Origin of the sequence: Streptomyces sp. VRA16 Mangrove soil, assembly GCF_017377775.1 — a bacterium.
Lineage (GTDB): Bacteria > Actinomycetota > Actinomycetes > Streptomycetales > Streptomycetaceae > Streptomyces.
In genome coordinates, this window is record NZ_JAFVLN010000006.1 from 31,792 (window position 1) to 53,372 (window position 21,581).

Sequence of the window (21,581 nt, forward strand, 5' to 3'; positions counted from 1 at the left end):
CTACCGTTTACCAGGTAGCGCGTGCAGGATGGAGGCGCCCAGACTTGATGAACCTCGACGAGGAGGTGCCGGCATGGCGCAGAACATGGATGGCGACGAGAAGGCCCAGGCCCGCGAGACGGTCGTCGAGGCCGCACTCGGCAAGCTCGATCTCGACACCAAGGCCCGGCTGCTCGGCGGCCAGGACATGTGGAGCCTGCCCGAGATCCCCGAGATCGGCCTGAAGTCGCTGGTCATGTCCGACGGCCCGATCGGGGTGCGCGGCGTGCGCTGGACCGCCGACGACCCGTCGATCGCCCTGCCGTCCCCGACCGCCCTCGCCGCCACCTGGGACCCGTCCCTCGCCCGCCGCGCGGGTGCGCTGCTCGCCCAGGAGGCCCGCCGCAAGGGTGTCCACGTGCTGCTCGCCCCGACCGTGAACCTGCACCGCTCCCCGCTCGGCGGCCGCCACTTCGAGGCGTACAGCGAGGACCCGTACCTCACCGGCGCCATCGGCACCGGCTACGTCCAGGGCGTGCAGTCCGGCGGTGTCGGCACCACGGTCAAGCACTTCGTGGCGAACGACGCGGAGACCGACCGCTTCACCGTGAACAACGTGATCTCCGGGCGCGCCCTGCGCGAGCTCTACCTGGCCCCCTTCGAGGCCATCGTCGCGGGCGCCCACCCCTGGGGCATCATGACCGCCTACAACCAGGTCAACGGCGTGACGATGACCGAGCACCGCCACCTGGTGAACGAGGTGCTGCGCGGTGAGTGGGGCTTCGACGGCTTCAACGTCTCCGACTGGATGGCCGCCCGCTCCACCACCGGCGACATCAAGGGCGGCCTCGACGTCGCGATGCCGGGCCCGCAGACCGTCTACGGCCCGGCCCTCGCCGCCGCCGTCCGCGCCGGCGAGGTCGAGGAGTCCGAGGTCGACGACGCGGTGCGCAACGTGCTGCGCCTCGCCGCCCGCGTCGGCATCCTCGACGGCGCCGAGCCGGTCGTCACCACCGCCCCCGCCGAGATCGACGGCGAGGCCCTGGCCCGCGAGATCGCCCGCCGCGCCTTCGTCCTGGTCCGCAACAACGGCGTACTGCCCCTGCGGCCCGACGCGAAGGTCGCCCTCATCGGCGCCGCCGCCCGCGACGCCCGCGTCCTCGGCGGCGGCTCCGCCACCGTCTTCCCGGCCCGCATCGTCTCCCCGCTCGACGGCCTCTCCGGCGCCCTGACCTCCCTGACGTACGCGGTCGGAGCCGACCCGAGCGACGAACTCGCCCCCGCCGACAAGGGGTTCGAACTGCGCGCGATCTGCCGCGACGCCGAGGGCAACGTCATCGGCGAGGGCTCCCTGCCCAACGGCCAGGTCCAGTGGCTCGGCGACGACCTCCCCGCGGGCGCCACCCACGAAGCCCTGCACAGCATCGAGGTCAAGGGCACCTTCACCCCGCGCGAGAGCGGCGACCACGCCTTCGGCACCCGGGGTCTCGGCGCCTTCACGCTCACCGTCGACGGCACCGTCCTCTACGACGGCGTCCAGGCCATGGGCGAGGAGGCCGACCCCTTCGAGGCGTTCTTCGGCGCCCCGCTGGAGCGCGGCAAGGTCGCGCTCACCGAGGGCAGGCCGGTCGAGGTCTCCCTCCTCCACCCGCTCGACAAGTCCCTCGCGATGCCGCTGCCCGCCGTCATGTTCAGCCTCGTGCACCTCGGCCCGCGCCGCGCCGCGGACGCACTGATCGCCGAGGCCGTCGAAGCCGCCCGCGACGCCGAAGCGGCCGTGGTCGTGGTCGCCACCACCGAGCGCGTCGAGTCCGAGGGCTTCGACCGCACCGACCTCCGACTGCCCGGCCGCCAGGACGACTTGGTGCGCGCCGTCGCCGCCGTCAACCCGAACACCGTCGTGGTCGTCAACTCCGGCTCCCCGGTGGAACTCCCGTGGCGCGAGGAGGTCGCGGGCGTGCTGCTCGGCTGGTTCCCCGGCCAGGAAGGCGGCGACGCCCTCGCCGACGTCCTCACCGGCGCCGAGGAGCCCGGCGGACGCCTGCCCACCACCTGGGGCTCGTTCGCCGACGCCCCGGTCACCGAGGTGACGCCCACCGGCGGCGAACTCGCCTACACCGAGGACGTGTTCATCGGCTACCGCGCCTGGGACCGGTCCGGCGCCGCCCCCGCCTACCCCTTCGGCCACGGCCTCGGCTACACCGACTGGAGGTACGAGTCGCTCCACGTCGAAGGCGCCACCGCGACCGTCCGCGTCCGCAACACGGGCGAACGCCCCGGCCGCGAGACCGTCCAGCTCTACCTGGCGCCGGGGGAGCCCGACGCGACCCGCCCGGCCCGCTGGCTGGCCGGTTTCGCGAACGTGACCGCGGCCCCCGGCGAGACGGTCGAGGCCGTGATCGAACTGCCGCGCCGCACCTTCGAGACCTGGGACGAGACCGCGGGCGCCTGGGCCCACCGGCCGGGCACGTACGAACTCACCGCAGGCCGCTCCCTCACCGACGGCCGCGTCACTGAGACGATCGTCGCCTGAGGCCCCTCGAACCAGGGGCGGCGACACCTGACCCCGCCGCCCCTACGGGGTGTCACCGCTGCTAGGGCATGTCCGGTGGATCAGGCCGCATCCGTGTGGCCCGCGCCCGCGACAAGATCCGCTGGACAGGCCCTAGCGGACCCCGAAGCCGTACACCGTCTGTGACCGGTACACCTCACCCGGCCGCAGCACGGTGGACGGGAAATCCGGCCGGTTCGGCGAATCCGGGAAGTGCTGCGTCTCCAGGGCGATCCCGTCCCCGGGCGCGAAGGGCAGCGAGGAGTCGAGGTGATCGGCGGTGTAGAGCTGCAGCCCCGGCTCGGTCGTGGCCACGCTCAGCACCCGCCCGGACGCCGGATCGTGCAACTCGGCGACCTCGACTGCCTGTTCACCGACACCCTTGTCGAGCACGTAGTTGTGGTCGTATCCGGGCCCGACCTTCCGGATCTCCCGGAAGTCGAACGGCGTCCCGGCCACGTCCCGCGGTTCCCCGACCGGAATCAGGTTCTCGTCCACCGCGCTCACACGCCCGGCGTCGATCCGCAGCTCGTGCCCGCCCGCCGCGTTTCCCGCACCGGCCCCGCCGAGGTTCCAGTACGTGTGATTGGTCAGGTTCACGATCGTCGGGGCATCGGTCCCGGCCTCGTACGAGATCCGCAGCGCACCCCCGGCCTCCAGCTCGTAGGTGACCGTGACATCGAGGCGCCCCGGGAAGCCCTCCTCGCCGTCCGGCGACACCCGGCTGAGCCGTACCCCGCACACGCCGAAGGGCTCGGCGGCCCACACCCGCTTGTCGAAACCGCGCTCACCGCCGTGCAGCGAGTTCGGCTCGTTGTTGCGCGCGAGGGTGTACTCCTGCCCGTCGAGCGTGAACCGGCCGCCCGCGATCCGGTTCGCGTACCGCCCGACCAGCGCTCCCAAGTAGGGCTCCGGGTGCGCCAGATACCCGTCGAGATCAGGGAAACCGAGCACGATGTCGGCGACGCCGCCCGACCGGTCGGGCACCTCCACCGACTGCACGATGCCCCCGTACGTCAGGACGCGGACCCGCACCCCGTCCCGCTCCAGGATCCAACGGTGGACGTCGATACGGTCGGTGCCGTCGGCCAGCGTGCCGAAGAGTTCACTGCGCATGATCGAGACCCTACGCCCGCACGCCGGTGCTCAGGCGGCGGGTTTCTCGGCGGTCACTCCGCGATAGGCGATCTCCGCGAGCCTCGCCTGCCCGTCCACACTCGGGTGGAACCAGTCCCACCGGCTCAACTGCTCCCCCTCGAACCGGAAGCCGAAGACCGCGCCTCCGTCGTACCGGCACCGCTTGTCGGCGCCGCACACGTCCTTGAGCACCCGGTTGTACTCCTCCACGCGCTCCTGCACGGAGTCGCGCCGAGCGGTCGCCGCGGCGTCCACGTCATCGGGGTCGGCCAGCATCGACGAACAGATGCCCAGCTTCCACACCTGCTTGCCCAGCGGGTTCTGCCGCCCCTCGGACCACAGCCGCTTCAGATCCGGGATGCTCATGACGTACACCTGCGCCTTGGGCGCCTCGCGCCGCAACTGCCGCAGCGCCTCCTCGAAGTCGGCCCGGAAGTCCGCCACGGGAGTCATCGCGCCGGCCGAGGCCCGGCACGCGTCATTGGCCCCCGCCATCACCGTCACCAGCCCTGGACGCACCGCCGCGGCCTGCTTCATCTGCTGCGGCAACTCGGCCATCCGCGCCCCGGTCCGCGCGTAGTTCCAACTGTGTGTCTTGGCGCGGCTCTTGCCGAGCAGCCGCACGGCGAGACTGTCGACGTCCTTGTCCGTGCCGGTCGCCCACGACACCTCGGGACAGTCCGAGAGCACACTGCACGCATCGAACCCCCGCGTGATCGAGTCACCCACGGCGGCAACCGAACGAGGACTCGTGTCCCACGTCGGAGTGGGCTTCGGCGACGGCTTCGCGGAGGACGCGGAGCCCTGAGGACCGGGGGAGTTGTCACCGGAGGCGTCACACGCGGTGAGCCCCGCGACACCGAGCAGGGCCGCCGTCACCGTGGCGACAGTGGCCCGAACGGTGGTCGACCGGTGACTTCGTTTCCGCATCCCGTGGTCCCCTCCTTGGCGTGCCGGTGCGCCCCGCCGGGTGAAAGCTCGGCGTTTGCGTGCCCCCGGACCGACAGTACGTCACACTCCTTGCACCGCTGCGCGATAGCCTCGCCCCGGGGTCCCCGGTCGACCCAGTGAGACCCCGCTGTACCGGTTCCGCTAAATTACAACACGTCAGATGTGTCCCTTTTTGTCTTGACCTACCCGGTCCGGGCCCGGAGGGAAGAAGGCTCGGCACGGGCGCGAGGCCGCTGGGGAAGGCGAACCTCGACCCACACTGGAGGTCCCGGTGACGACACGTGGAGTTCTGTACGTGCACTCCGCACCGCGCGCGCTGTGCCCGCACGTCGAATGGGCGGTCGCGGGCGTACTCGGCGCGCGCGTCAGCCTCGACTGGATCAGGCAGCCTGCCGCGCCGGGCACCTGGAGATCCGAATTCTCCTGGCGGGGCGAGGCCGGCACGGCCGCCAAGCTGGCCTCCGCGCTGCGCGGCTGGCAACTGCTGCGCTTCGAGGTGACGGCCGAACCCTGCGCGGCCGCCGAGGGCGAGCGCTACAGCGCCACCCCCGAACTCGGCATCTTCCACGCCGTCACCGGCATCCACGGCGACATCCTCGTCCCGGAGGACCGTCTGCGCGCCGCCCTGGCCCGCTCCACGGCCGGCGAGGCGAACCTGGAAGCAGAGCTCGCCAAACTCCTCGGCAAGCCCTGGGACGACGAACTGGAGCCTTTCCGCTACGCGGGCGAGGGCGCCCCGGTGAGGTGGCTCCACCAGGTTGTGTAGTGCGGCTTCGCCAGGGCGCCGGGTCGTTCCCGGGGCGCTGGGCCGTGCCGATGTGCGGCTCCACCACGATGGCGCGACCGGCCGCACGCGCCCCGCGCCCGCGGGACGGCACCGCACGGCGGGCGCCGACGTCGACGCTGATGCGAAACAGGAGCGGGCCCCAACCGGAAATCCGGCTGGGGCCCGCTTCCGGTTCAGCGGAGCGTCAGACCGTCCTGAAGGCCAGAACGACGTTGTGCCCACCGAAACCGAACGAGTCGTTCAGCGCGGCGATACGGCCCTCGACGGGCAGCTTCCGGGCCTCGCCGCGCACGATGTCGGCGTTGGCCTCGGCCTCGGGGTCGAGGTTCTCCACATTGATGGTCGGCGGAGCCAGGCGGTGGTAGAGCGCGAGCACCGACGCCACGGTCTCGACGCCACCGGCACCACCGAGCAGGTGCCCGGTCATGGACTTCGTGGCGGACACGGCCATGTGGTCGGCGTCGTCACCGAACACCTTGCGCAGCGCCTTCAGCTCGGCCACGTCACCGGCGGGCGTCGACGTCGCGTGCGCGTTGACGTGCACGATCTCGGCCGGGTCCAGGTCGGTGTTGTCCAGCAGGTTCTGCAGGGCGTGCGCGATACCGCGGCCCTCCGGCTCAGGCTGCACGATGTCGTGGCTGTCGGCGGAGATGCCCTGGCCGACCGCCTCCGCGTAGACGCGGGCGCCCCGCTTGGCGGCGTGCTCGGCGGACTCCAGGACGATGACGCCGGCGCCCTCACCGAGGACGAAGCCGTCACGGGCGACGTCGTAGGGGCGCGAGGCACCCTGCGGGTCGTCGTTGTTCTTGGACATCGCCATCATGTTGCCGAACGCGGCGATGGGCAGCGGGTGGATGGCCGCCTCGGTGCCACCGCAGACGACGACGTCGGCGCGGCCGGAACGGATCATCTCGATGCCGTAGCCGATCGCCTCGGCGCCCGACGCGCAGGCGGAGACCGGCGTGTGCACACCGGCACGGGCGCCCACGAGGAGCCCCACGTTGGCCGACGGGCCGTTCGGCATCAGCATCGGAACGGTGTGCGGGGAGACGCGGCGGACGCCCTTCTCCTTCAGCACGTCGTACTGGTCGAGGAGCGTGGTCACGCCGCCGATGCCGGACGCGATGACGGTGCCCAGACGGTCGGGGTCGACGCTGGTGTCCTCGCCCGCCTTGCCTTCGAAGCCGGCGTCGGCCCAGGCCTCCTGGGCGGCGATCAGCGCGAACTGCGCGGAGCGGTCCAGCTTGCGGGCCTGAGGACGAGGAATGACCTCACCCGGCTCCACGGCGACCGGCGCCGCGATGCGGACCGCCTGCTCGGCGGCCCACTCCTGCTCGAGGGGCTTGACACCGGAACGTCCGGCGACCAGGCCCTCCCAGGTGGATGTCGCGTCGCCACCCAGCGGTGTGGTTGCGCCGATACCGGTGACGACCACGGTGCGATTGGTCGAGCTCACAGGAATTCTTTCTCCAACGGATGCGAGGGATTCAGCGGCGCCACCGCCGGGTGGCGGAGCGACTGACCTTTAAGGTCCGGAGCGGTTGGCTCAGGCCTGGTGGTCGAGGATGTACTTCGTGGCGTCGCCGACGGTCTTGAGGTTCTTGACGTCGTCGTCCGGGATCTTGACGTCGAAGCGCTCTTCGGCGGCGACGACGACCTCGACCATGGACAGCGAGTCGACGTCCAGGTCATCGGTGAAGGACTTGTCCAGCTGGACGTCCTCGACCGGGATGCCGGCGATCTCGTTCACGATCTCCGCGAGACCGGCGACGATCTCTTCCTGAGTGGCGGCCATTGTGGCGCTCCTTCGGTGTGTTTCCAGAGGGTGTGGCCCCGCCGCGGCAGCGGCAGGTAGGCGGGCTCGTCCGGATCAGGAGATCCGGACGGGATGCCTAGGGGAGGGTAACGACCGTGGCGGCGTACACGAGACCCGCCCCGAAGCCGATGACGAGCGCGGTGTCGCCGCTCTTCGCCTCGCCGGTCGCCAGGAGCCGCTCCATCGCGAGCGGGATCGAGGCGGCCGACGTGTTGCCGGTGGTGCGCACATCGCGGGCGACCGTGACGTGCTCCGGCAGTTTCAGAGTCTTCACCATCGAGTCGATGATCCGCTCGTTGGCCTGGTGGGGAATGAAGACATCCAGGTCGTCCGGGCTGATTCCGGCCGCGTCCAGCGCCTGCTGGGCGACCTTCGCCATCTCGAACACGGCCCAGCGGAACACCGCTTGGCCCTCCTGCGTGATCGCAGGGAACTTGACATTGCCCTGGGAGTCCAGCGGCAGTTGATCGAGGTCACCGACGCGGTACTTGTCCCACGGCACGGTCTGCTTGATGGTGCCGGCCTTGTCGCCCTCGGAGCCCCACACGGTCGGGCCGATCGCGGGCTCGGTGGCCGGGCCCACGACCACGGCACCGGCGCCGTCACCGAACAGGAAGGCCGTCGCGCGGTCCTCGAGGTCGGTCAGGTCGGACAGCCGCTCCACGCCGATGACCAGCACGTACTCGGCGCTGCCCTCGACGATCATGCCCTTGGCGAGAGTCAGGCCGTAGCCGAAGCCCGCGCAGCCGGCGGAGATGTCGAAGGCGGCGGCCTTCTGCGTCCCCAGCTTGTCCGCGATCTCGGTCGCGATGGCCGGCGTCTGCGCGAAGTGCGACACGGTCGAGACGACCACGGCACCGATCTGCTCCGCCGTGATGCCGGCGTCCGCGATGGCCTTGCCGGAGGCCTCGATCGACATCATCGCCACGGTCTCTTCGTCACTGGCCCAGTGGCGGGTGGCGATACCGGAGCGCGAACGGATCCACTCGTCGGACGAGTCGATCTTCTCGAGGATCACCTCGTTCGGCACGACCCGGGTCGGCCGGTAGCCGCCGACACCGAGGATGCGCGCGTACGGGGCGCCCTTACTGGGCTTGATCTTCGACATGCTGCTCGGATCTCCTTCTCAGGCCGTGTGTTCGGCGATCAGGGCGCGGGCTGCGTCGAGGTCGTCGGGGGTCTTCAGGGCGAGGGTCTTGACGCCCGGCAGAGCGCGCTTGGCAAGACCGGTGAGGGTGCCGCCGGGGCACGCCTCGATGAGCGCGGTGACACCGAGCTCCTTGAACGTCTCCATGCACAGGTCCCAGCGGACCGGGTTCGCGACCTGGCCGACCAGGCGGGAGACCACCTCGGCGCCGGAGGCGACGGTCTTGCCGTCCTTGTTCGAGACGTACGTGACCGTGGGGTCGGCCGGGGCCAGCTCCTTGGCGGCCTCCTCCAGCGTCGCCACGGCCGGGGCCATGTGCCGGGTGTGGAAGGCTCCGGCCACCGTCAGCGGCACCACGCGGCGCACGCCCTCGGGCTTGTCGGCCTCCAGCGCGGCCAGCTCCTCGAGCGTGCCGGCGGCCACGATCTGGCCCGCGCCGTTCACGTTCGCCGGGGTCAGGCCCAGCTTCTCCAGGTGCGGCACGGTCACCTCGGGGTCACCGCCGAGCAGCGCGGACATCCCGGTCGCGGTGACCGCGGCGGCATCGGCCATGGCCAGACCACGCTTGCGCACGAGCTGCAGAGCGGCGGTGTCGTCGAGTACGCCCGCGAAGGCGGCCGCGGTGATCTCACCGACGCTGTGACCGGCGACGGCGCCCGGCGTGACCTCACCGAGCGCGGACGCCGACAGGATCCCGGCCGCCACGAGCAGCGGCTGGGCCACGGCCGTGTCACGGATCGCGTCCGCGTCGGCCTGCGTGCCGTAGTGGGCAAGGTCGAGGCCGATGGCGTCGGACCACGCGGCGACGCGGTCTGCGGCACCGGGGAGGTCGAGCCAGGGGGTCAGGAAGCCGGGCGTCTGGGCGCCTTGGCCGGGAGCGACGAGTACGAGCACTCTCACACTCTCTCTTGGGGACGGGTCGGGCCGCCCGTGGGGACAGGGACGAAGAACCGAAGGGGGAATTGTAGGCCCCCGACAAAAGCCTACGACTGGGGATCTCCGTCGGCCAGACGCCCCAGGATCAGCGCGATGCGCAAGGTGAACGCGGAGCGCACATCCGATGGCGACCACCCGGTGACGTCGGTCACACGTCGGAGCCGGTAGCGGACGGTGTTCGGGTGCACGAAGAGCATCCGCGCCGCCCCCTCCAGGCTGCTCGCCTGCTCCAGATAGACGCTGAGCGTCTCCAGAAGCGCCGAGCCCGCTTCCTCCAACGGTCTGTAGATCTCCTCCACCAACTGCTCGCGCGCGGACGGGTCGCCCGCGATCGAGCGCTCCGGAAGCAGATCGTCCGCCAGAACCGGACGTGGCGCATCCTGCCAGGCGCCGCACGCCTTGAGGCCGGCGGCCGCGGCCTGCGCGGACCGCGTGGCGGCGAGCAGGTCGGGGACCACGGGCCCAGCGACCACGGCGCCGGCCGCGAACGGCCCGATCAGTGACTTCGCCACGGCCAGTGGATTGTCGCTGCCGCCCGCAATGACCACCAGCCGGTCACCGAGCACCCCGGTGAGCACCTGGAGCTTGGCGTGGCGAGAAGCCCGCCGGATCGCCTCGACGGTCAGCTCGCTGTCCCCGTCGGGGGCCGTGCCGAGCACCACGCACACATGCTCGGGGGAGTTCCAGCCCAGCGCCGCGGCCCGGCTGACCGCGCCCTCGTCAGCCTCCCCGGACAGCACGGCGTTCACGACGAGCGACTCGAGACGGGCGTCCCACGCACCCCGCGCCTCCGCGGCCTGCGCGTACACCTGGGCGGTCGCGAACGCGATCTCCCGCGCGTACACGAGCAGGGCCTCGCGCAGCACGCTCTCGTCGCCCGGCGCGGCCACCTCGTCGATGGCCGACTCCATGACCTCGATCGTGGTCCGCACCATCTCCACGGTCTGGCGCAGGGTGATCGCCCGCGTCAGCTCCCGGGGCGCGGTGCCGAAGACGTCCGTCGAGATCGCCTGCGGGGCATCGGGGTGCCGGAACCACTCGGTGAACGCGGCGATTCCCGCCTGTGCCACCAGGCCGATCCACGACCGGTTCTCCGGCGGCATGGCCCGGTACCAGGGCAGCGTCTCGTCCATGCGCGTGATCGCCTGCGCGGCGAGCGCCCCGGACGACTTCTCCAGTCGCTTCAGGGTTGCCGCGTGCGGGTGCGGCGTCGCATGGACGTCCGGCCGGAGGTCCGCTGGTTCGTTCGCTGATTCCGATTGGGGCACGGGGACAAGACTGCCTTATCGGAACGGCTCAGCGGAGTGGAGGGTCCGACCGGACCGGGGGAGGAGGCCGGAAACGGGGGCTACCGTGGAGCGCGTGATTGATGTACGCCGCTCCGGCGACCGTTATGTCGGGGGTGAACCGGGGGCCGGGATCGCGTCCCGCCACGCGTTCTCCTTCGGTCCGCACTACGACCCGGACAATCTGCGATTCGGCGCGATCCTTGCCTGCAACGAGGAACACCTCGCCCCGGGTGCCGGTTTCGACGAGCACCCGCACAGCCACACCGAGATCGTGACGTGGGTCGCCACCGGCGAGCTCACCCACCGGGACTCCACAGGCCGCGAATCCGTCGTGCGCCCCGGCGACGTGCAGCGCCTCAGCTCGGGCGGCGGGGTCCGGCACGTCGAGCGCAACGACGGCACCGAGCCGCTCGTCTTCATCCAGATGTGGCTCGCTCCCCGTGACCCCGGTGGCGATCCCGCGTACGAGGTGGTGCACGGCATCGCCGACTCGACCCCGTACGACGTCCCGGCGGCGGGCGCCATGCTCCACGTGCGGCGCCTCGCGGTCGGCGAGCGGACCGAACTGCCGACCGCGCCGTACGTCTACCTGCACGTGGTGCGGGGCGAAGTCCGGCTCGGGGAAGCCGAGTTGGGTCCGGGTGACGCGGCCCGCATCACGGGGGAGGCGGGCCTGGAGGCGCTGGCCGCGGTGGAGGCCCAGCTCCTGGTCTGGGAGATGAGCGGCTGACCCGGCGGCGTGCCCGCGCCGCCGCCCTCGTCCCCGGTCAGAGCTCGGCGCGCACCGCGTCGGTGAACGGCGGCCACACCTCGGCCGCCCACGGCCCGAACGCCCGGTCCGTCAGCGCCACACAGGCCGCCCCGGCGTCCGGGTCCACCCACAGGAACGTCCCGGACTGTCCGAAGTGGCCGAACGTCCGCGGTGACGACGAACTCCCCGTCCAGTGCGGCGACTTGTGGTCCCGGATCTCGAACCCGAGCCCCCAGTCGTTCGGGTTCTGATGTCCGTAACCCGGCAGTACACCCTTCGTCCCCGGATACTGCACGGTCATCGCCTCGGCCACGGTGCGCGCGTCGAGCAGTCGCGGGGCCTGCACCTCCGCGGCGAACCGCACCAGGTCGTCCACCGTCGACACCCCGTCCTTGGCGGGGGAGCCCTCCAGCGTGGTCGCGGTCATCCCCAGCGGTTCGAGCACGGCCTGGCGCAGGTACTCGGCGAACGGGATGTCCGTCGCCTTCGCGATGTGGTCCCCGAGCACCTCGAAGCCGGCGTTCGAGTAGAGCCGCCGCGTGCCGGGCTCCGACGTCGTCCGGTGCTCGTCGAACGCGAGGCCGCTGGTGTGCGCCAGCAGATGCCGCACCGTCGCACCCTCGGGGCCGGCGGGCTCGTCGAGCTCGATGGCGCCCTCCTCGTACGCGACAAGCGCCGCGTAGGCCGCCAACGGCTTGGTGACCGAGGCCAGGGGGAAACGGTGGGCCGTGGGGCCGTGGGTCCCCAGCACCGTGCCGTCCGCATGGACGACGGCTGCGGCGGCGGTCGGGACCGGCCAGTTCTCGATCAACGCGAGGCTCTGCATGCCTACGAGCCTAATTCCTCCCCCGAGACGCCCGTGAAGCGTCCCGGGGCGGACAGTCCCTAGGCGTCCCTGGGCAGACGGTCCCTAGGGCGTTCCGGGGCGGAAAGCCACCCATCAGCCGTGTGAACAACGCTCCGGGTCACTACACCTAGAGCGTCACCCTCATCGCGGGCGCCGGGGTGCGGGTGAACCCGAGCGAGGCGTAGAGCGGCTCCCCGGTAGCTGTGGCGTGCAGATCGACCCGGCGGACGTCGTGCTCCTTGTACCAGGCCAGGAGGGCTTCCATACAGGCACGCGAGTAGCCGCGCCTGCGGTGCCCCGGGTCGGTGCACACATTGAAGACGTGTCCCGTGGTTCCGTACGGATTGCCGGGGCTGCCCAGGCTGCGCTGGATCACCCCGGTCGCGCACGCCGCGAGGCCGCCGGAGCCACTCGGGTCCTCGACGACGAAGGCCGTCAACTCGCCGTCCGGATCGGCGAGATGGCACCGCAATGCCTCGAGCGTGGGCTGCTGCCAGTCCACATCGTCGCTCGGACTCATCGAGTCGAGCATGATCTTGCGCAGGCGAACCAGTTCCTCTGCGTCCTCGGGGACCGCACGGCGGGCAGGCTTCATGATCCGCACCGTAGCGAGGGGGCCGCCCGGCTGTCGTCGGGATTTCGCCACGATTTGCTTGCCTGGAGTGCACTCCAAGGTTCTAGCGTGGAGACCATGACGGTGATGGAGACCACGCCCGCACCCACCCAGGCCAGGGTCGACGCCTGCGTCGCGGCCCCTGAAGTGCATCCGCGTCCGGACGGCCAGGACCGCTACACCATCAGCGAGGTCTCGGCCTTCACCGGGCTGACCGCGCACACCCTCCGCTGGTACGAGCGGATCGGCCTGATGCCCGACATCAACCGCTCGCACACCGGTCAGCGCCGTTACAGCAACCACGACCTCGACTGGCTCGCCTTCGTCAACAAGCTCCGGCTCACCGGCATGCCGGTGGCGGACATGGTCCGCTACGCCGAGCTCGTGCGGCTGGGCGAGCGGACCTTCGACGAGCGCCGCGAACTCCTCGAATCGACCCGCCGCGACGTACTGCACAGGATGGCCGAACTCCAGGACACCCTGGCCGTGCTGGACCACAAGATCAATTTCTATGCGGGCGCCCGGGAGGCGTCGGAGAGGGCATGAACCGCATGAGCAGCACGGACAGGGCGTCACAGATCGGCGACCAGCCGCGTATCTCCACTGTTGAGTTGGGAAGCAACGGGCCCGTGGTGGGCGTGCAGGGCCTCGGCTGCATGGGGATGAGCTGGGCCTACGGTCCGACGGACGCCGACGAGGCCCGGGCCACCCTGGAGCGGGCCCTGGAACTCGGCGTCACCTTGTACGACACCGCCGACGCCTACGGTGACGGCGAGAACGAGCGGTTCCTTGCTCCTTTCGTCAAAGCGCATCGTGACGAGATCGTCCTGGCGACCAAGTTCGCCATCGGGCTCGATCCGAGCGCCCCGTACAAGCGCATCATCAACAACGACCCCGCTTACATCAGGACCTGCATCGACGCCAGCCTGCAGCGTCTGGGCGTCGACTCGGTCGACCTGTACTACATGCACCGCCGCGACCCGAAGGTACCGATCGAGGAGACGGTCGGCGTGATGGCGGAGCTCGTCACGGCCGGCAAGGTCAAGCACCTCGGCCTCAGCGAGGTCACCGGCGCCGAACTGCGGGCCGCGCAGGCCGTGCACCCGATCGCGGCCGTCCAGTCGGAGTGGTCCCTGTTCAGCCGCGACATCGAGCGGTCGGTGGTGCCCACCGCCGCCGAGCTGGGTGTCGGACTCGTCCCCTACTCCCCGCTGGGTCGCGGTTTCCTCACCGGCGCCTTCGTCAGCGCCGACAAGGAGCTGTCCGCGGACGACTTCCGCCGCCAGCAGCCCCGCTTCACCGGGGACAACGCCGCGGCCAACGCGGCGCTGCTCGAACCGGTCCGCCGGATCGCCGACGCCCACGAGGCCTCCCTCGGCCAGATCGCACTGGCCTGGGCGCAGCACCGCGCGCAGACGTTCGGTCTCGCTGTCGTTCCGATCCCCGGTACCCGCAAGCGCAGCCGCGTCGAGGAGAACACCGCGGCGACCCGTATCGCCCTCACCGAGGACGAGTTGGCGCTGCTGGAGCCCATCGCCGCCCAGGTCTCCGGTGACCGCTATGCCGACATGAGCTTCACCTCGGCGGGCCGCGAGCAGTAGCCGGGCGGTCGGCCGCCGGACCGCCCCCGAGCGGCGGTCCGGGCCCCGCCCTCGCCGCCGCGCCGGACCGGCCGCGGCGGCGAAGCCCGGGCCGAGGCCTCACGCCAGCCCCAGGGCGAAGACCGCGAACCCTGCGGCAAGGACCCCCGCCAGAGCCCGGCGCCCTCGACGCGCCCGCGTCCACGGCGCTTCGAACCCCCGCGCATAGCGGCCCGTCAGGGCGAGCAGCACCGCGAACAGCGGCAGCCACGCGAGGCGGGTCGCCACCCAGGCGAGCGTGTCGGGCGCCTGGGTCAGCCCCGGTACCGCGCCGGCGAAGGATGCCGGTATCGCGGCTGTGAGCATCGCCGTCTGATGCCAGCACAGGATCGTCATCGCCGAGAGGTTCATGATCACGACAGGTGCCCAGAGAGCGGGCCGCCGAAGGAGCGCGCCGATGCGGTTGTGCAGCAGGATCGCCGCACCGCTCTGTGCGGCCGCCAGGGCGAGCACGAGAAGCGACGGCGGATGCGAGTTGGTCCGCGCCTCTCCCGGCACGCCGACCATCGACGTCGGGTAGTGGAACACAAGGAGTAGCGCCGCGAACAGAACGGCCCCACCGATCAGCAGAGCCCAGGCGCCACGCCGTCCGAGCTTCTTCTCACCCCAGCTGACGCCCAGTTGGTAGGCGAACAGCCAGCCCGGCAGCAGGTTCAGCAGGCTCAGCCACGACGGCATGGAGGGGGCGAAGGGCCCGTACCGCAGGAAGTCGACGAGGGCGACCGAGCCGATCAGCGGCGCCGCGGCCCACGCTCCCCATCGTCGCGCGGCCCGGAGGCACCACGGTGTGAGTGCGGTGATCGCCGCGTAGACACCGACGAACCACAGGGGCTGTATGACCAAGGTGGAACCGGTGCGCAGCGTCTGCCAGGGCACCCCGAGGGCATGCAGGGCCGGGAGCAGGGTTGCCCAGACCGCGGTCACGCCCAGCACCGGGCGGCCCAGCCGGGCGAGTCTGCCGCGCAGCCACTCGCTCGTCGATGTGCCGCGCTCTCGTGCGCGGCTGTACGAGAGCGCTGACGCGTAGCCGCCGACGAGGAAGAAGATGCCGAGCATCTGCAGCACCCAGCTCAGTGGCGCGAAGAAGGAGAAGGCGGACAGCGGGCTCGCATTGTGCAGGGCGCCCTGGGCGTCCACGGTGAACCCGCCGAGCAGCCAGTGGCCGGTGGGCACGGCCAGCAGGGCCAGGGCCCGCAGCCCGTCCACCGCCCGGTCGCGGTGCGCGGGGGTCTTGGCGTCGATCGAGGCGACGGCCGCTGACGCGGATTTCCGCAGAGAGGCAAGGGTCATGACGAAGCTCCGATGGCGATGTCGGTGAAGGCGCGCAGCGAATCCGTGCCGGGCGCGAAGTAGCCGGTGTGGCCCTCGGCCCGCTCGGCCGGCACGCGCCGGGCGCCGAAGGACGAGGAGACGGGGTCGGCGCCGTGACCGAGGCCGAACAGTTCGACGTTCGGCACCTTGGCGATCCAGTCGCTGTCGTCCCGCGCGGCCCAGACCCGGGCGTGGGTGTGCAGATCGGCCACGCTGTCGGCGTGCAATCCGGGAGAGCCGAAGACCACCAGGTCCGACGCCGGAAGCCGGGAGGCGGCGAGCCCGCACACCACCGACCCGTAGCTGTGGCAGAAGACGGCCGGTTCCGGGGCGCCCACGGCTGTGAGGCCCTGCACGAAGCGGGCCAGCCGTGGCGCTCCCGCCTCGGCCAGCCGCCCCGTGGCCGCGTCGAGGCCCAGCCCCACCGGAGTGGTGTAGCCGACCCAGGCCACCACCGCTGTCCGCGCGTCCGCCGCCCGGTACAGGGAGCGAGCCATCCCGGTGGGAGTCCCGTACACGTCCTTGGCCCGGTCGAACGAGTCCAGGTCGATGTCCGACCCCGGCACGATCACCGACACATGCCGGGCTGCGGTCAAGTCCCCGTAGACTTCGGCGATTTGACCGCGACCCCGTGGGTCGAAGGCGATGATCCGCCGTCCCGGTGCGAGAAGCTCGGCGTAGCGCTCCGAGCGGGCACGTGCGCTCGCCCGCTCCTGCTCGGAGCGCGCCGTGTCACGGGCGGCGGCCAGAGCCTGTGCCCGCTCCGACCGCAGCGCCAGCATGTTCGCCTCGTAGCGCAGCGCGATCGGCGCACCGTCCAGGTTGCCGACGACCGAAGGATGCCGAGCGACCAGCCGATGCCGGTCGGCCGCGCTCAACGTGGCGAAGAAGGCGGAGACTTGATCGGGCCGTGCTGTCGCCGGATCGGGCAACGTGACGCTCAGCGAGTCGTCGGTCCGCCAGGACGCGGTGCCCGGCGGTGGGCCGGTGAGTGGACGCTGCTCGTGTCCCGATGCCCATCCCGCGGTACCCGCGACCATCGTCGTCGTGAGCGCGGCGGCGACCAGTGTGCGCCGAGCGCGTCGTTTCCCTGAGCCCAGGACCATCGCCCTCTCCCCTCCGTCCGTTGGCGTGACGAGAGGGAAGGTAAGGACGTGATCGCAGGCGGGGCGTCACACCACGGAGCCAACTCGGAGGTGATACCTGGGTATCGGTGACTGATACCGCAGTAGGGGGTGGCGGGCGGACACGGCGCTCACCTGGCAGAACGCCGTGATACCCGAGGAGTTGGCGATGAAGGGCCCGGCCCGGTCGTGCCCTGCGGATCGTGAGATGTCATACCCGGGTAGGGGCTATTGCTGCTGTCCGGGAGTGACGAGCCCCGACTCGTACGCGAAGATCACTGCCTGGGCCCGGTCGCGCAGCCCCAGCTTGGCCAGGACCCGCCCGATGTGGGTCTTCACGGTCTGTTCGGCCAGGACCAGCTTCTCCGCGATCTCCTGGTTCGACAGCCCCCGTGCGATCAGTTCCAGAACTTCGAGTTCGCGCGGTGTCAGGGTCTTCAGCCGGGGCGAGCGCTCCTTGCGTACCGGCATGGTCTTCGTGAAGTCCTCGATGAGGCGCTTGGTGACCGTAGGAGCGAGCAGCGCCTCGCCGGCCGCGACCACGCGGACCGCGGCGATCAGATCGGCCGGCGGCGCGTCCTTCAACAGGAAGCCGGAGGCTCCGGCCCGCAGCGCCGCGTAGACATAGTCGTCCACGTCGAACGTGGTGAGCATCAAAACCTTGGGCCGGTGCACCACGCCGGGCGGCGGATCGAGGAGTTCCCTGGTGGCGGCCAGCCCGTCCATCTCCGGCATCCGTACGTCCATGAGAACCACGTCGGGATGGGTGGAGCGGCTGACCTCGACACCCTTCCTGCCGTCGGGAGCCTCACCCACGACGTCGATGTCGCTCTGCGCAGACAGCAGCGCGGCGAAGCCTGCCCGCACCATGGTCTGGTCGTCGACGATGATCACGCGGATGGTCATGCGTGCCGAATTCCTTTACACCGTGGGGGAGTCGGGCGCGGTCAGCGGGAGGCGGGCCGCGACACGGAAGCCTCCGCCGGGCAGCGGGCCGACGTCCAGCGTGCCGCCGACCAACCGTACGCGCTCGCCCATCCCCACGAGGCCGTGTCCGGTGCCGGTCGACTCGAGCGGGGAGAGCGGCCCCGGTGCCGGGCCGTTGACGACGATCACCAGCAAGGCGTCCTCCTCGAGCCCGATCGAGACCTGCGCCCGCGCACCGGGGGCGTGCCGCACGACGTTCGCGAGCGCCTCCTGCACGATGCGGTAGGCGGAGAGATCCACCGCCGGTGACACATCGGCCAGTTGACGGACCAGCGCCAGCTCCGGGTAGGACAGCTCGGTGGGCACACCACCGCGTCTCGTCGCTTCCGCCAGCTGCTGCAGCTGTGCGAGGCCCGGCTGGGGCGTCAGATCTCCCTGCGCCTCCTCGCTGCGCAGCACCGCGAGCAGACGTCTCATCTCGGTCAGCGACTGGCGGGCTCCGGCTGCGATCGAGGCGAACTCCTCCCGCACTTCGCCCGGCAGATCCGGCAGACGGTACGGCGCCGAATCCGCCTGCACAGTGATCACCGACATGTGATGGGCGACGACGTCGTGCAGCTCCCGGGCGATCCTCGCCCGCTCCTCCAGCAGAGTGCGGCGCGTCCGCTCGGCCTCGCTGATCGTCTCCTGCTCGACGAGTCTGCGCTGAGCCTCCCCGCGCTCGCGCAGCAGAGCACCCAGGAGCAGGACCCCACCGCTCAGGACGATGAGCAGCACACCCGTGTCCTGGCTGGTGCTGTCCCGGAAGGACCCGACGCCGATACTGGCGACGACGGTGACCAGCCAGACGCCGATGAGCGTGCGACGGCTCTCCCGCAGGGCCAGGGCGATGCACAGCGCGAGATACCCCACGACGACCATGGGGGTCCAGGGCGACGGATGGTGTGCGTCTCCCTGGAACAGGGGGATCGTCCCCAGCACGTCGGCGACGATCATGATGCACCAGGCGGCCAGGGGCCGGGAGACCGCCAGCAGCAGCGGGGCGGCCTGGGCGACGCCGATCGCACCGGCGAGACCACCGCCCACCCCGTAGTCGTTCGACAGCACCTGGGTGGTGACCGGGATCAGGGTCGCGGTGAACCCGAGCGCGATCACGTACGGCAGCACACGCATCCAACGCTTCGGCGCGTGGGCGAACAGAGGCTCCGTCCGGGCGTCGCCGGCAGCGGCCGCGAGCCCGGAGCCGGCGGCCGCCGACCAGCGGGCCGCCTCGCCCAGGCCGCGGCGCAGTGCGGCGGACGCACGCCGGGCCCCCGTCCGTCCGGGGGCCTCGTCCGGCGGCCGGGGCGGCTGATCAGGGGAGCTCGATGCATTGCTCATGGCCGGATCAGCGTAGGCAACATCGCTGATCGATGACGTCATACCGAGGTGCTCACCGCACGTCGTACCCAGGTATCACAGAGAAGCGGAGCGCCCCGCTGTCACAGCTCCGCGAGCAGTTCGGCCTTCTTCGTCGAGAACTCGGCGTCGGTGACCAGGCCCGCCTGGTGCAGCTCCCCGAGGTGACGGATCCGCTCGGCGATGTCCGCCGGGTCACGGCGTGCGGGTGCTGACGACTGGGCGGGCAGTTGTCCGGTCACGGCCGGGGCCGAACCCGTCGCGCGCACGGCCGCGAGCACGGAGGCGGCGAACGGAAGCGACTCGTGCACCGGTCCGTAGCCGAGTCCGAAGACGACCGCGGCCGGGTCCTGGTCGGCCTGCCCGGGCTGCTCGTCGACCGTGCCACGGTGCAGCAGCCGCAGATGTCCCTCGAACAGTTCGGGCGAACGCCATTCGACGCCGCTCAGGTCGCCGACCGGGAAGGTCTTGTCCCCGGCCTTCCACTTCGCGGACGACGCACCGGTCCAGAACCAGCGGAAGGAGACCGACGAGCCGTCGAAGGAGGCCTTCCCGTCGTACGCCTTGAACTGGAGCGGCGCCTCGGGCGGAGCCACCAGATAGCCGTCGGTCCGTACGTCGTCGTCGGCGACGAGCTGCCCGCGCAGCTCGTCCGCGTAGTACTCGGCGAGGGTCTCCCGTTCGGCGGGCAGCACCAGCCGATAGGGGTCGCTGCCCTCCTTGAGCTGGCCGGCCGCGGCGTCCATCAGAGGATCGGCGCCCGGTCTCGGCACAGCGTGCAACACCACGGTCCCGCGCTTTCCGGGAGTCAGAGTCACCGCCGCGATCGCTTCCAGGGGGATGCGGCGCTCGCCCAACGCCTGAAGAAGCTTCGGCGTGCGGATCCCCCGTTCGAAGCGGATGCGCACGGAGTCGGACTCGAACTCCCAGGCGGCATGAAATCCGGCCAGTACGTCACCCATGCGGCTCATCGTATGCGGCACGCGCGCCTCCGTCGCCTGTTGCGTCGGACCACTGTTTCGCCGTTCTCTACGCGCGTCAGGCGGAGGTACTGCCGGAAAATCCCGCCCGGCAGTCCTGATCCGCGTCCGCACAGACCACCGATCGGTACGAGCCAGTTCCGATCTCGGCGAAGTTGCTGAGGCTCTCCGTGCCCGGTTCGAAGTAACCGGTGTGGCCCTTGGCGTCTCCTGCGGCGACAACCCGGGAGCCGAAGGCCGAGGAGACCGGGTCCGCACCGTGTCCGAGCCCGCCGACCTCCAGGTACGGCACGTCCTGGATCCAGTCGTCCTTGTCGCGAGTCGCCCACACGCGCGCGCGGGTGTGCAGGCCCGCGACATTCTGCGTACGCATCCCCGGGCTGCCGGCCACCGCGATGTCGCTGACCCGCGACGGCACGTTGTGCGCTGCGACGCCGCAGACCACCGAGCCGTAGCTGTGGCAGTACAGGGCGACGGGCGAGCTGCCGGGCAGGCCGCGCAGCATCGCGTTGAGCCGGACCGCGCCGTCGTCCGCGCGCATCGCCGTGGCGGCGTCCACGCCCAGGCCGACGGGGGCCGTGTAGTCGGCCCACGCGATGACCGCAGTGCGGGTGTGCGGGCTCGCCGTGCGCTCGGCCGCGTAGAGCGAGCGGGCCATGCCCACCGGTGCGGAGTACTTGCGGAACGTGCGCTGGAAGGTCAGCACGTTCGTGTCGACACCCGGCACCACGACCGAGACGCGCTGCGCCTTGTCGAGGTCGCCGAACACCTCGGCCACCCGGCCGGCGCCGGTGGGGTCGAAGGCGAGGATGTCGCGGTCGGACCGGGCCAGGAGCGCGAAACGCTGCCTACGTTGCGTCGCGTCGGCATGACCCACCGACGACAGGCGGCTGTCGTGCATGCGCCCGCGCTCGACCTTGGCGGCCTGGTGCAGCGCGATGCGGTTCGCCTGGTAGCGCAGTTCCACGGGCGCGCCGTTCATGTTGCCGACCGCGAGCGGATAGCGGGCGGCGAGGCGACTGCGCTGGTGAGGGGTGAGCGAGGCGAAGAAGTGCCCGAGCCGGGCGGGCGAGCCGTCGGCGGAGGGCAGCGCGTGCCCGTCTATCCGACCGTGCTCCCAGGCGGTGAGTGCGGACCGGAGCGGCGTCGCGACGCCGCGGTGCTGACGAACCGCTGTCCAGCCGGTGGTCGCCAGCATGACGAACACGACGGCCAGCGCAAGCAGTGCGCGCCAGACGTTGAGTTGGGGGGACGAGTCGAAGGAAGTCACTGCGGGACACCCTAGGAGAAGCGCATGAGGCTCCGTGCCACGGGTGAGGCAGATCACGTTTTGCGCGGTGCATTCAGGTAAAAGCGGACACGGTTGAGGTCAAGTCTTCACGCTGCGTAGGGAGTCG

20 protein-coding genes are annotated in these 21,581 nt (G+C 71.1%); 5 read left to right on the forward strand and 15 right to left on the reverse strand.

Going from position 1 to position 21,581, the window contains the following annotated elements:
* Nucleotides 1-73 precede the first annotated feature (73 nt).
* Entirely contained in the window at nucleotides 74-2,512 is a 2,439-nt protein-coding gene (locus J3486_RS17625) for a glycoside hydrolase family 3 protein (RefSeq protein WP_207821310.1), read from the forward strand.
* A gap of 132 nt (nucleotides 2,513-2,644) precedes the next feature.
* Here J3486_RS17625 and J3486_RS17630 read toward each other — a convergent pair whose 3' ends face one another.
* Nucleotides 2,645-3,646 carry an aldose epimerase family protein gene (locus tag J3486_RS17630; RefSeq protein ID WP_207821311.1) on the reverse strand — a complete coding sequence of 334 codons (1,002 nt, stop codon included), beginning with the start codon at nucleotides 3,644-3,646 and terminating at the stop codon, nucleotides 2,645-2,647.
* A gap of 30 nt (nucleotides 3,647-3,676) precedes the next feature.
* Complete coding sequence (locus J3486_RS17635) at nucleotides 3,677-4,597, reverse strand: SGNH/GDSL hydrolase family protein (protein WP_207821312.1); 921 nt, start codon at nucleotides 4,595-4,597, stop codon at nucleotides 3,677-3,679.
* 292 nt (nucleotides 4,598-4,889) lie between these two features.
* Between J3486_RS17635 and J3486_RS17640 the strand changes: the two genes are divergently transcribed.
* Complete coding sequence (locus J3486_RS17640; protein WP_207821313.1) at nucleotides 4,890-5,384, forward strand: DUF3145 domain-containing protein; 495 nt, start codon at nucleotides 4,890-4,892, stop codon at nucleotides 5,382-5,384.
* A 205-nt stretch (nucleotides 5,385-5,589) separates the two neighbouring features.
* On the opposite strand, the gene J3486_RS17645 is transcribed toward J3486_RS17640, so the two are convergent.
* The 5 genes from J3486_RS17645 to fasR all read right to left on the reverse strand — a co-directional run bounded on the left by J3486_RS17645 (nucleotide 5,590) and on the right by fasR (nucleotide 10,572).
* Nucleotides 5,590-6,861, reverse strand: a complete 1,272-nt coding sequence (locus tag J3486_RS17645) for a beta-ketoacyl synthase (RefSeq protein ID WP_207821314.1) — start codon at nucleotides 6,859-6,861, stop codon at nucleotides 5,590-5,592.
* Between the two features lie 90 nt (nucleotides 6,862-6,951).
* The gene (locus J3486_RS17650) at nucleotides 6,952-7,200 is read right to left on the reverse strand and encodes an acyl carrier protein (protein ID WP_103834200.1); all 249 of its coding nucleotides are present in this window, start codon (nucleotides 7,198-7,200) and stop codon (nucleotides 6,952-6,954) included.
* A gap of 97 nt (nucleotides 7,201-7,297) precedes the next feature.
* Nucleotides 7,298-8,329, reverse strand: coding sequence for a ketoacyl-ACP synthase III (locus tag J3486_RS17655; protein ID WP_207821315.1), 1,032 nt, complete (start codon nucleotides 8,327-8,329; stop codon nucleotides 7,298-7,300).
* A gap of 18 nt (nucleotides 8,330-8,347) precedes the next feature.
* The gene (locus J3486_RS17660; RefSeq protein WP_207821316.1) at nucleotides 8,348-9,262 is read right to left on the reverse strand and encodes an ACP S-malonyltransferase; all 915 of its coding nucleotides are present in this window, start codon (nucleotides 9,260-9,262) and stop codon (nucleotides 8,348-8,350) included.
* An 89-nt stretch (nucleotides 9,263-9,351) separates the two neighbouring features.
* Nucleotides 9,352-10,572 (reverse strand): fatty acid biosynthesis transcriptional regulator FasR, encoded by a 1,221-nt coding sequence (gene fasR, locus J3486_RS17665; RefSeq protein ID WP_207821317.1) that lies wholly within the window; start codon nucleotides 10,570-10,572, stop codon nucleotides 9,352-9,354.
* A gap of 85 nt (nucleotides 10,573-10,657) precedes the next feature.
* On the opposite strand from fasR, the gene J3486_RS17670 reads away from it, so the two are divergent.
* The gene (locus tag J3486_RS17670) at nucleotides 10,658-11,323 is read left to right on the forward strand and encodes a pirin family protein (protein WP_207821318.1); all 666 of its coding nucleotides are present in this window, start codon (nucleotides 10,658-10,660) and stop codon (nucleotides 11,321-11,323) included.
* Nucleotides 11,324-11,360: 37 nt separating this feature from the next.
* On the opposite strand, the gene J3486_RS17675 is transcribed toward J3486_RS17670, so the two are convergent.
* Nucleotides 11,361-12,170 (reverse strand): serine hydrolase, encoded by an 810-nt coding sequence (locus tag J3486_RS17675; RefSeq protein ID WP_207821319.1) that lies wholly within the window; start codon nucleotides 12,168-12,170, stop codon nucleotides 11,361-11,363.
* Between the two features lie 148 nt (nucleotides 12,171-12,318).
* Entirely contained in the window at nucleotides 12,319-12,786 is a 468-nt protein-coding gene (locus tag J3486_RS17680) for a GNAT family N-acetyltransferase (RefSeq protein ID WP_207821320.1), read from the reverse strand.
* A gap of 96 nt (nucleotides 12,787-12,882) precedes the next feature.
* Here J3486_RS17680 and J3486_RS17685 point away from each other — a divergent pair, with 96 nt between their 5' ends.
* Both J3486_RS17685 and J3486_RS17690 read left to right on the forward strand, forming a co-directional pair.
* Nucleotides 12,883-13,350: a MerR family transcriptional regulator gene (locus J3486_RS17685; RefSeq protein WP_207821935.1), complete on the forward strand. Its 468-nt coding sequence runs from the start codon at nucleotides 12,883-12,885 to the stop codon at nucleotides 13,348-13,350.
* 5 nt (nucleotides 13,351-13,355) lie between these two features.
* Nucleotides 13,356-14,405: an aldo/keto reductase gene (locus J3486_RS17690; protein ID WP_229378202.1), complete on the forward strand. Its 1,050-nt coding sequence runs from the start codon at nucleotides 13,356-13,358 to the stop codon at nucleotides 14,403-14,405.
* A 99-nt stretch (nucleotides 14,406-14,504) separates the two neighbouring features.
* On the opposite strand, the gene J3486_RS17695 is transcribed toward J3486_RS17690, so the two are convergent.
* The 6 genes from J3486_RS17695 to J3486_RS17720 all read right to left on the reverse strand — a co-directional run bounded on the left by J3486_RS17695 (nucleotide 14,505) and on the right by J3486_RS17720 (nucleotide 21,454).
* The gene (locus J3486_RS17695; protein WP_207821321.1) at nucleotides 14,505-15,734 is read right to left on the reverse strand and encodes an acyltransferase; all 1,230 of its coding nucleotides are present in this window, start codon (nucleotides 15,732-15,734) and stop codon (nucleotides 14,505-14,507) included.
* Nucleotides 15,731-16,861, reverse strand: a complete 1,131-nt coding sequence (locus tag J3486_RS17700) for an alpha/beta hydrolase (RefSeq protein WP_207821322.1) — start codon at nucleotides 16,859-16,861, stop codon at nucleotides 15,731-15,733. The genes J3486_RS17695 and J3486_RS17700 overlap by 4 nt, the downstream gene beginning before the upstream one ends.
* Nucleotides 16,862-17,107: 246 nt before the next feature.
* Entirely contained in the window at nucleotides 17,108-17,785 is a 678-nt protein-coding gene (locus J3486_RS17705) for a response regulator transcription factor (protein ID WP_207821323.1), read from the reverse strand.
* 15 nt (nucleotides 17,786-17,800) lie between these two features.
* Entirely contained in the window at nucleotides 17,801-19,186 is a 1,386-nt protein-coding gene (locus J3486_RS17710) for a sensor histidine kinase (protein ID WP_207821324.1), read from the reverse strand.
* A 101-nt stretch (nucleotides 19,187-19,287) separates the two neighbouring features.
* Nucleotides 19,288-20,166: a DUF4429 domain-containing protein gene (locus J3486_RS17715; RefSeq protein WP_207821325.1), complete on the reverse strand. Its 879-nt coding sequence runs from the start codon at nucleotides 20,164-20,166 to the stop codon at nucleotides 19,288-19,290.
* 76 nt (nucleotides 20,167-20,242) lie between these two features.
* Nucleotides 20,243-21,454 (reverse strand): alpha/beta hydrolase, encoded by a 1,212-nt coding sequence (locus J3486_RS17720; protein WP_207821326.1) that lies wholly within the window; start codon nucleotides 21,452-21,454, stop codon nucleotides 20,243-20,245.
* Nucleotides 21,455-21,581 lie beyond the last annotated feature (127 nt).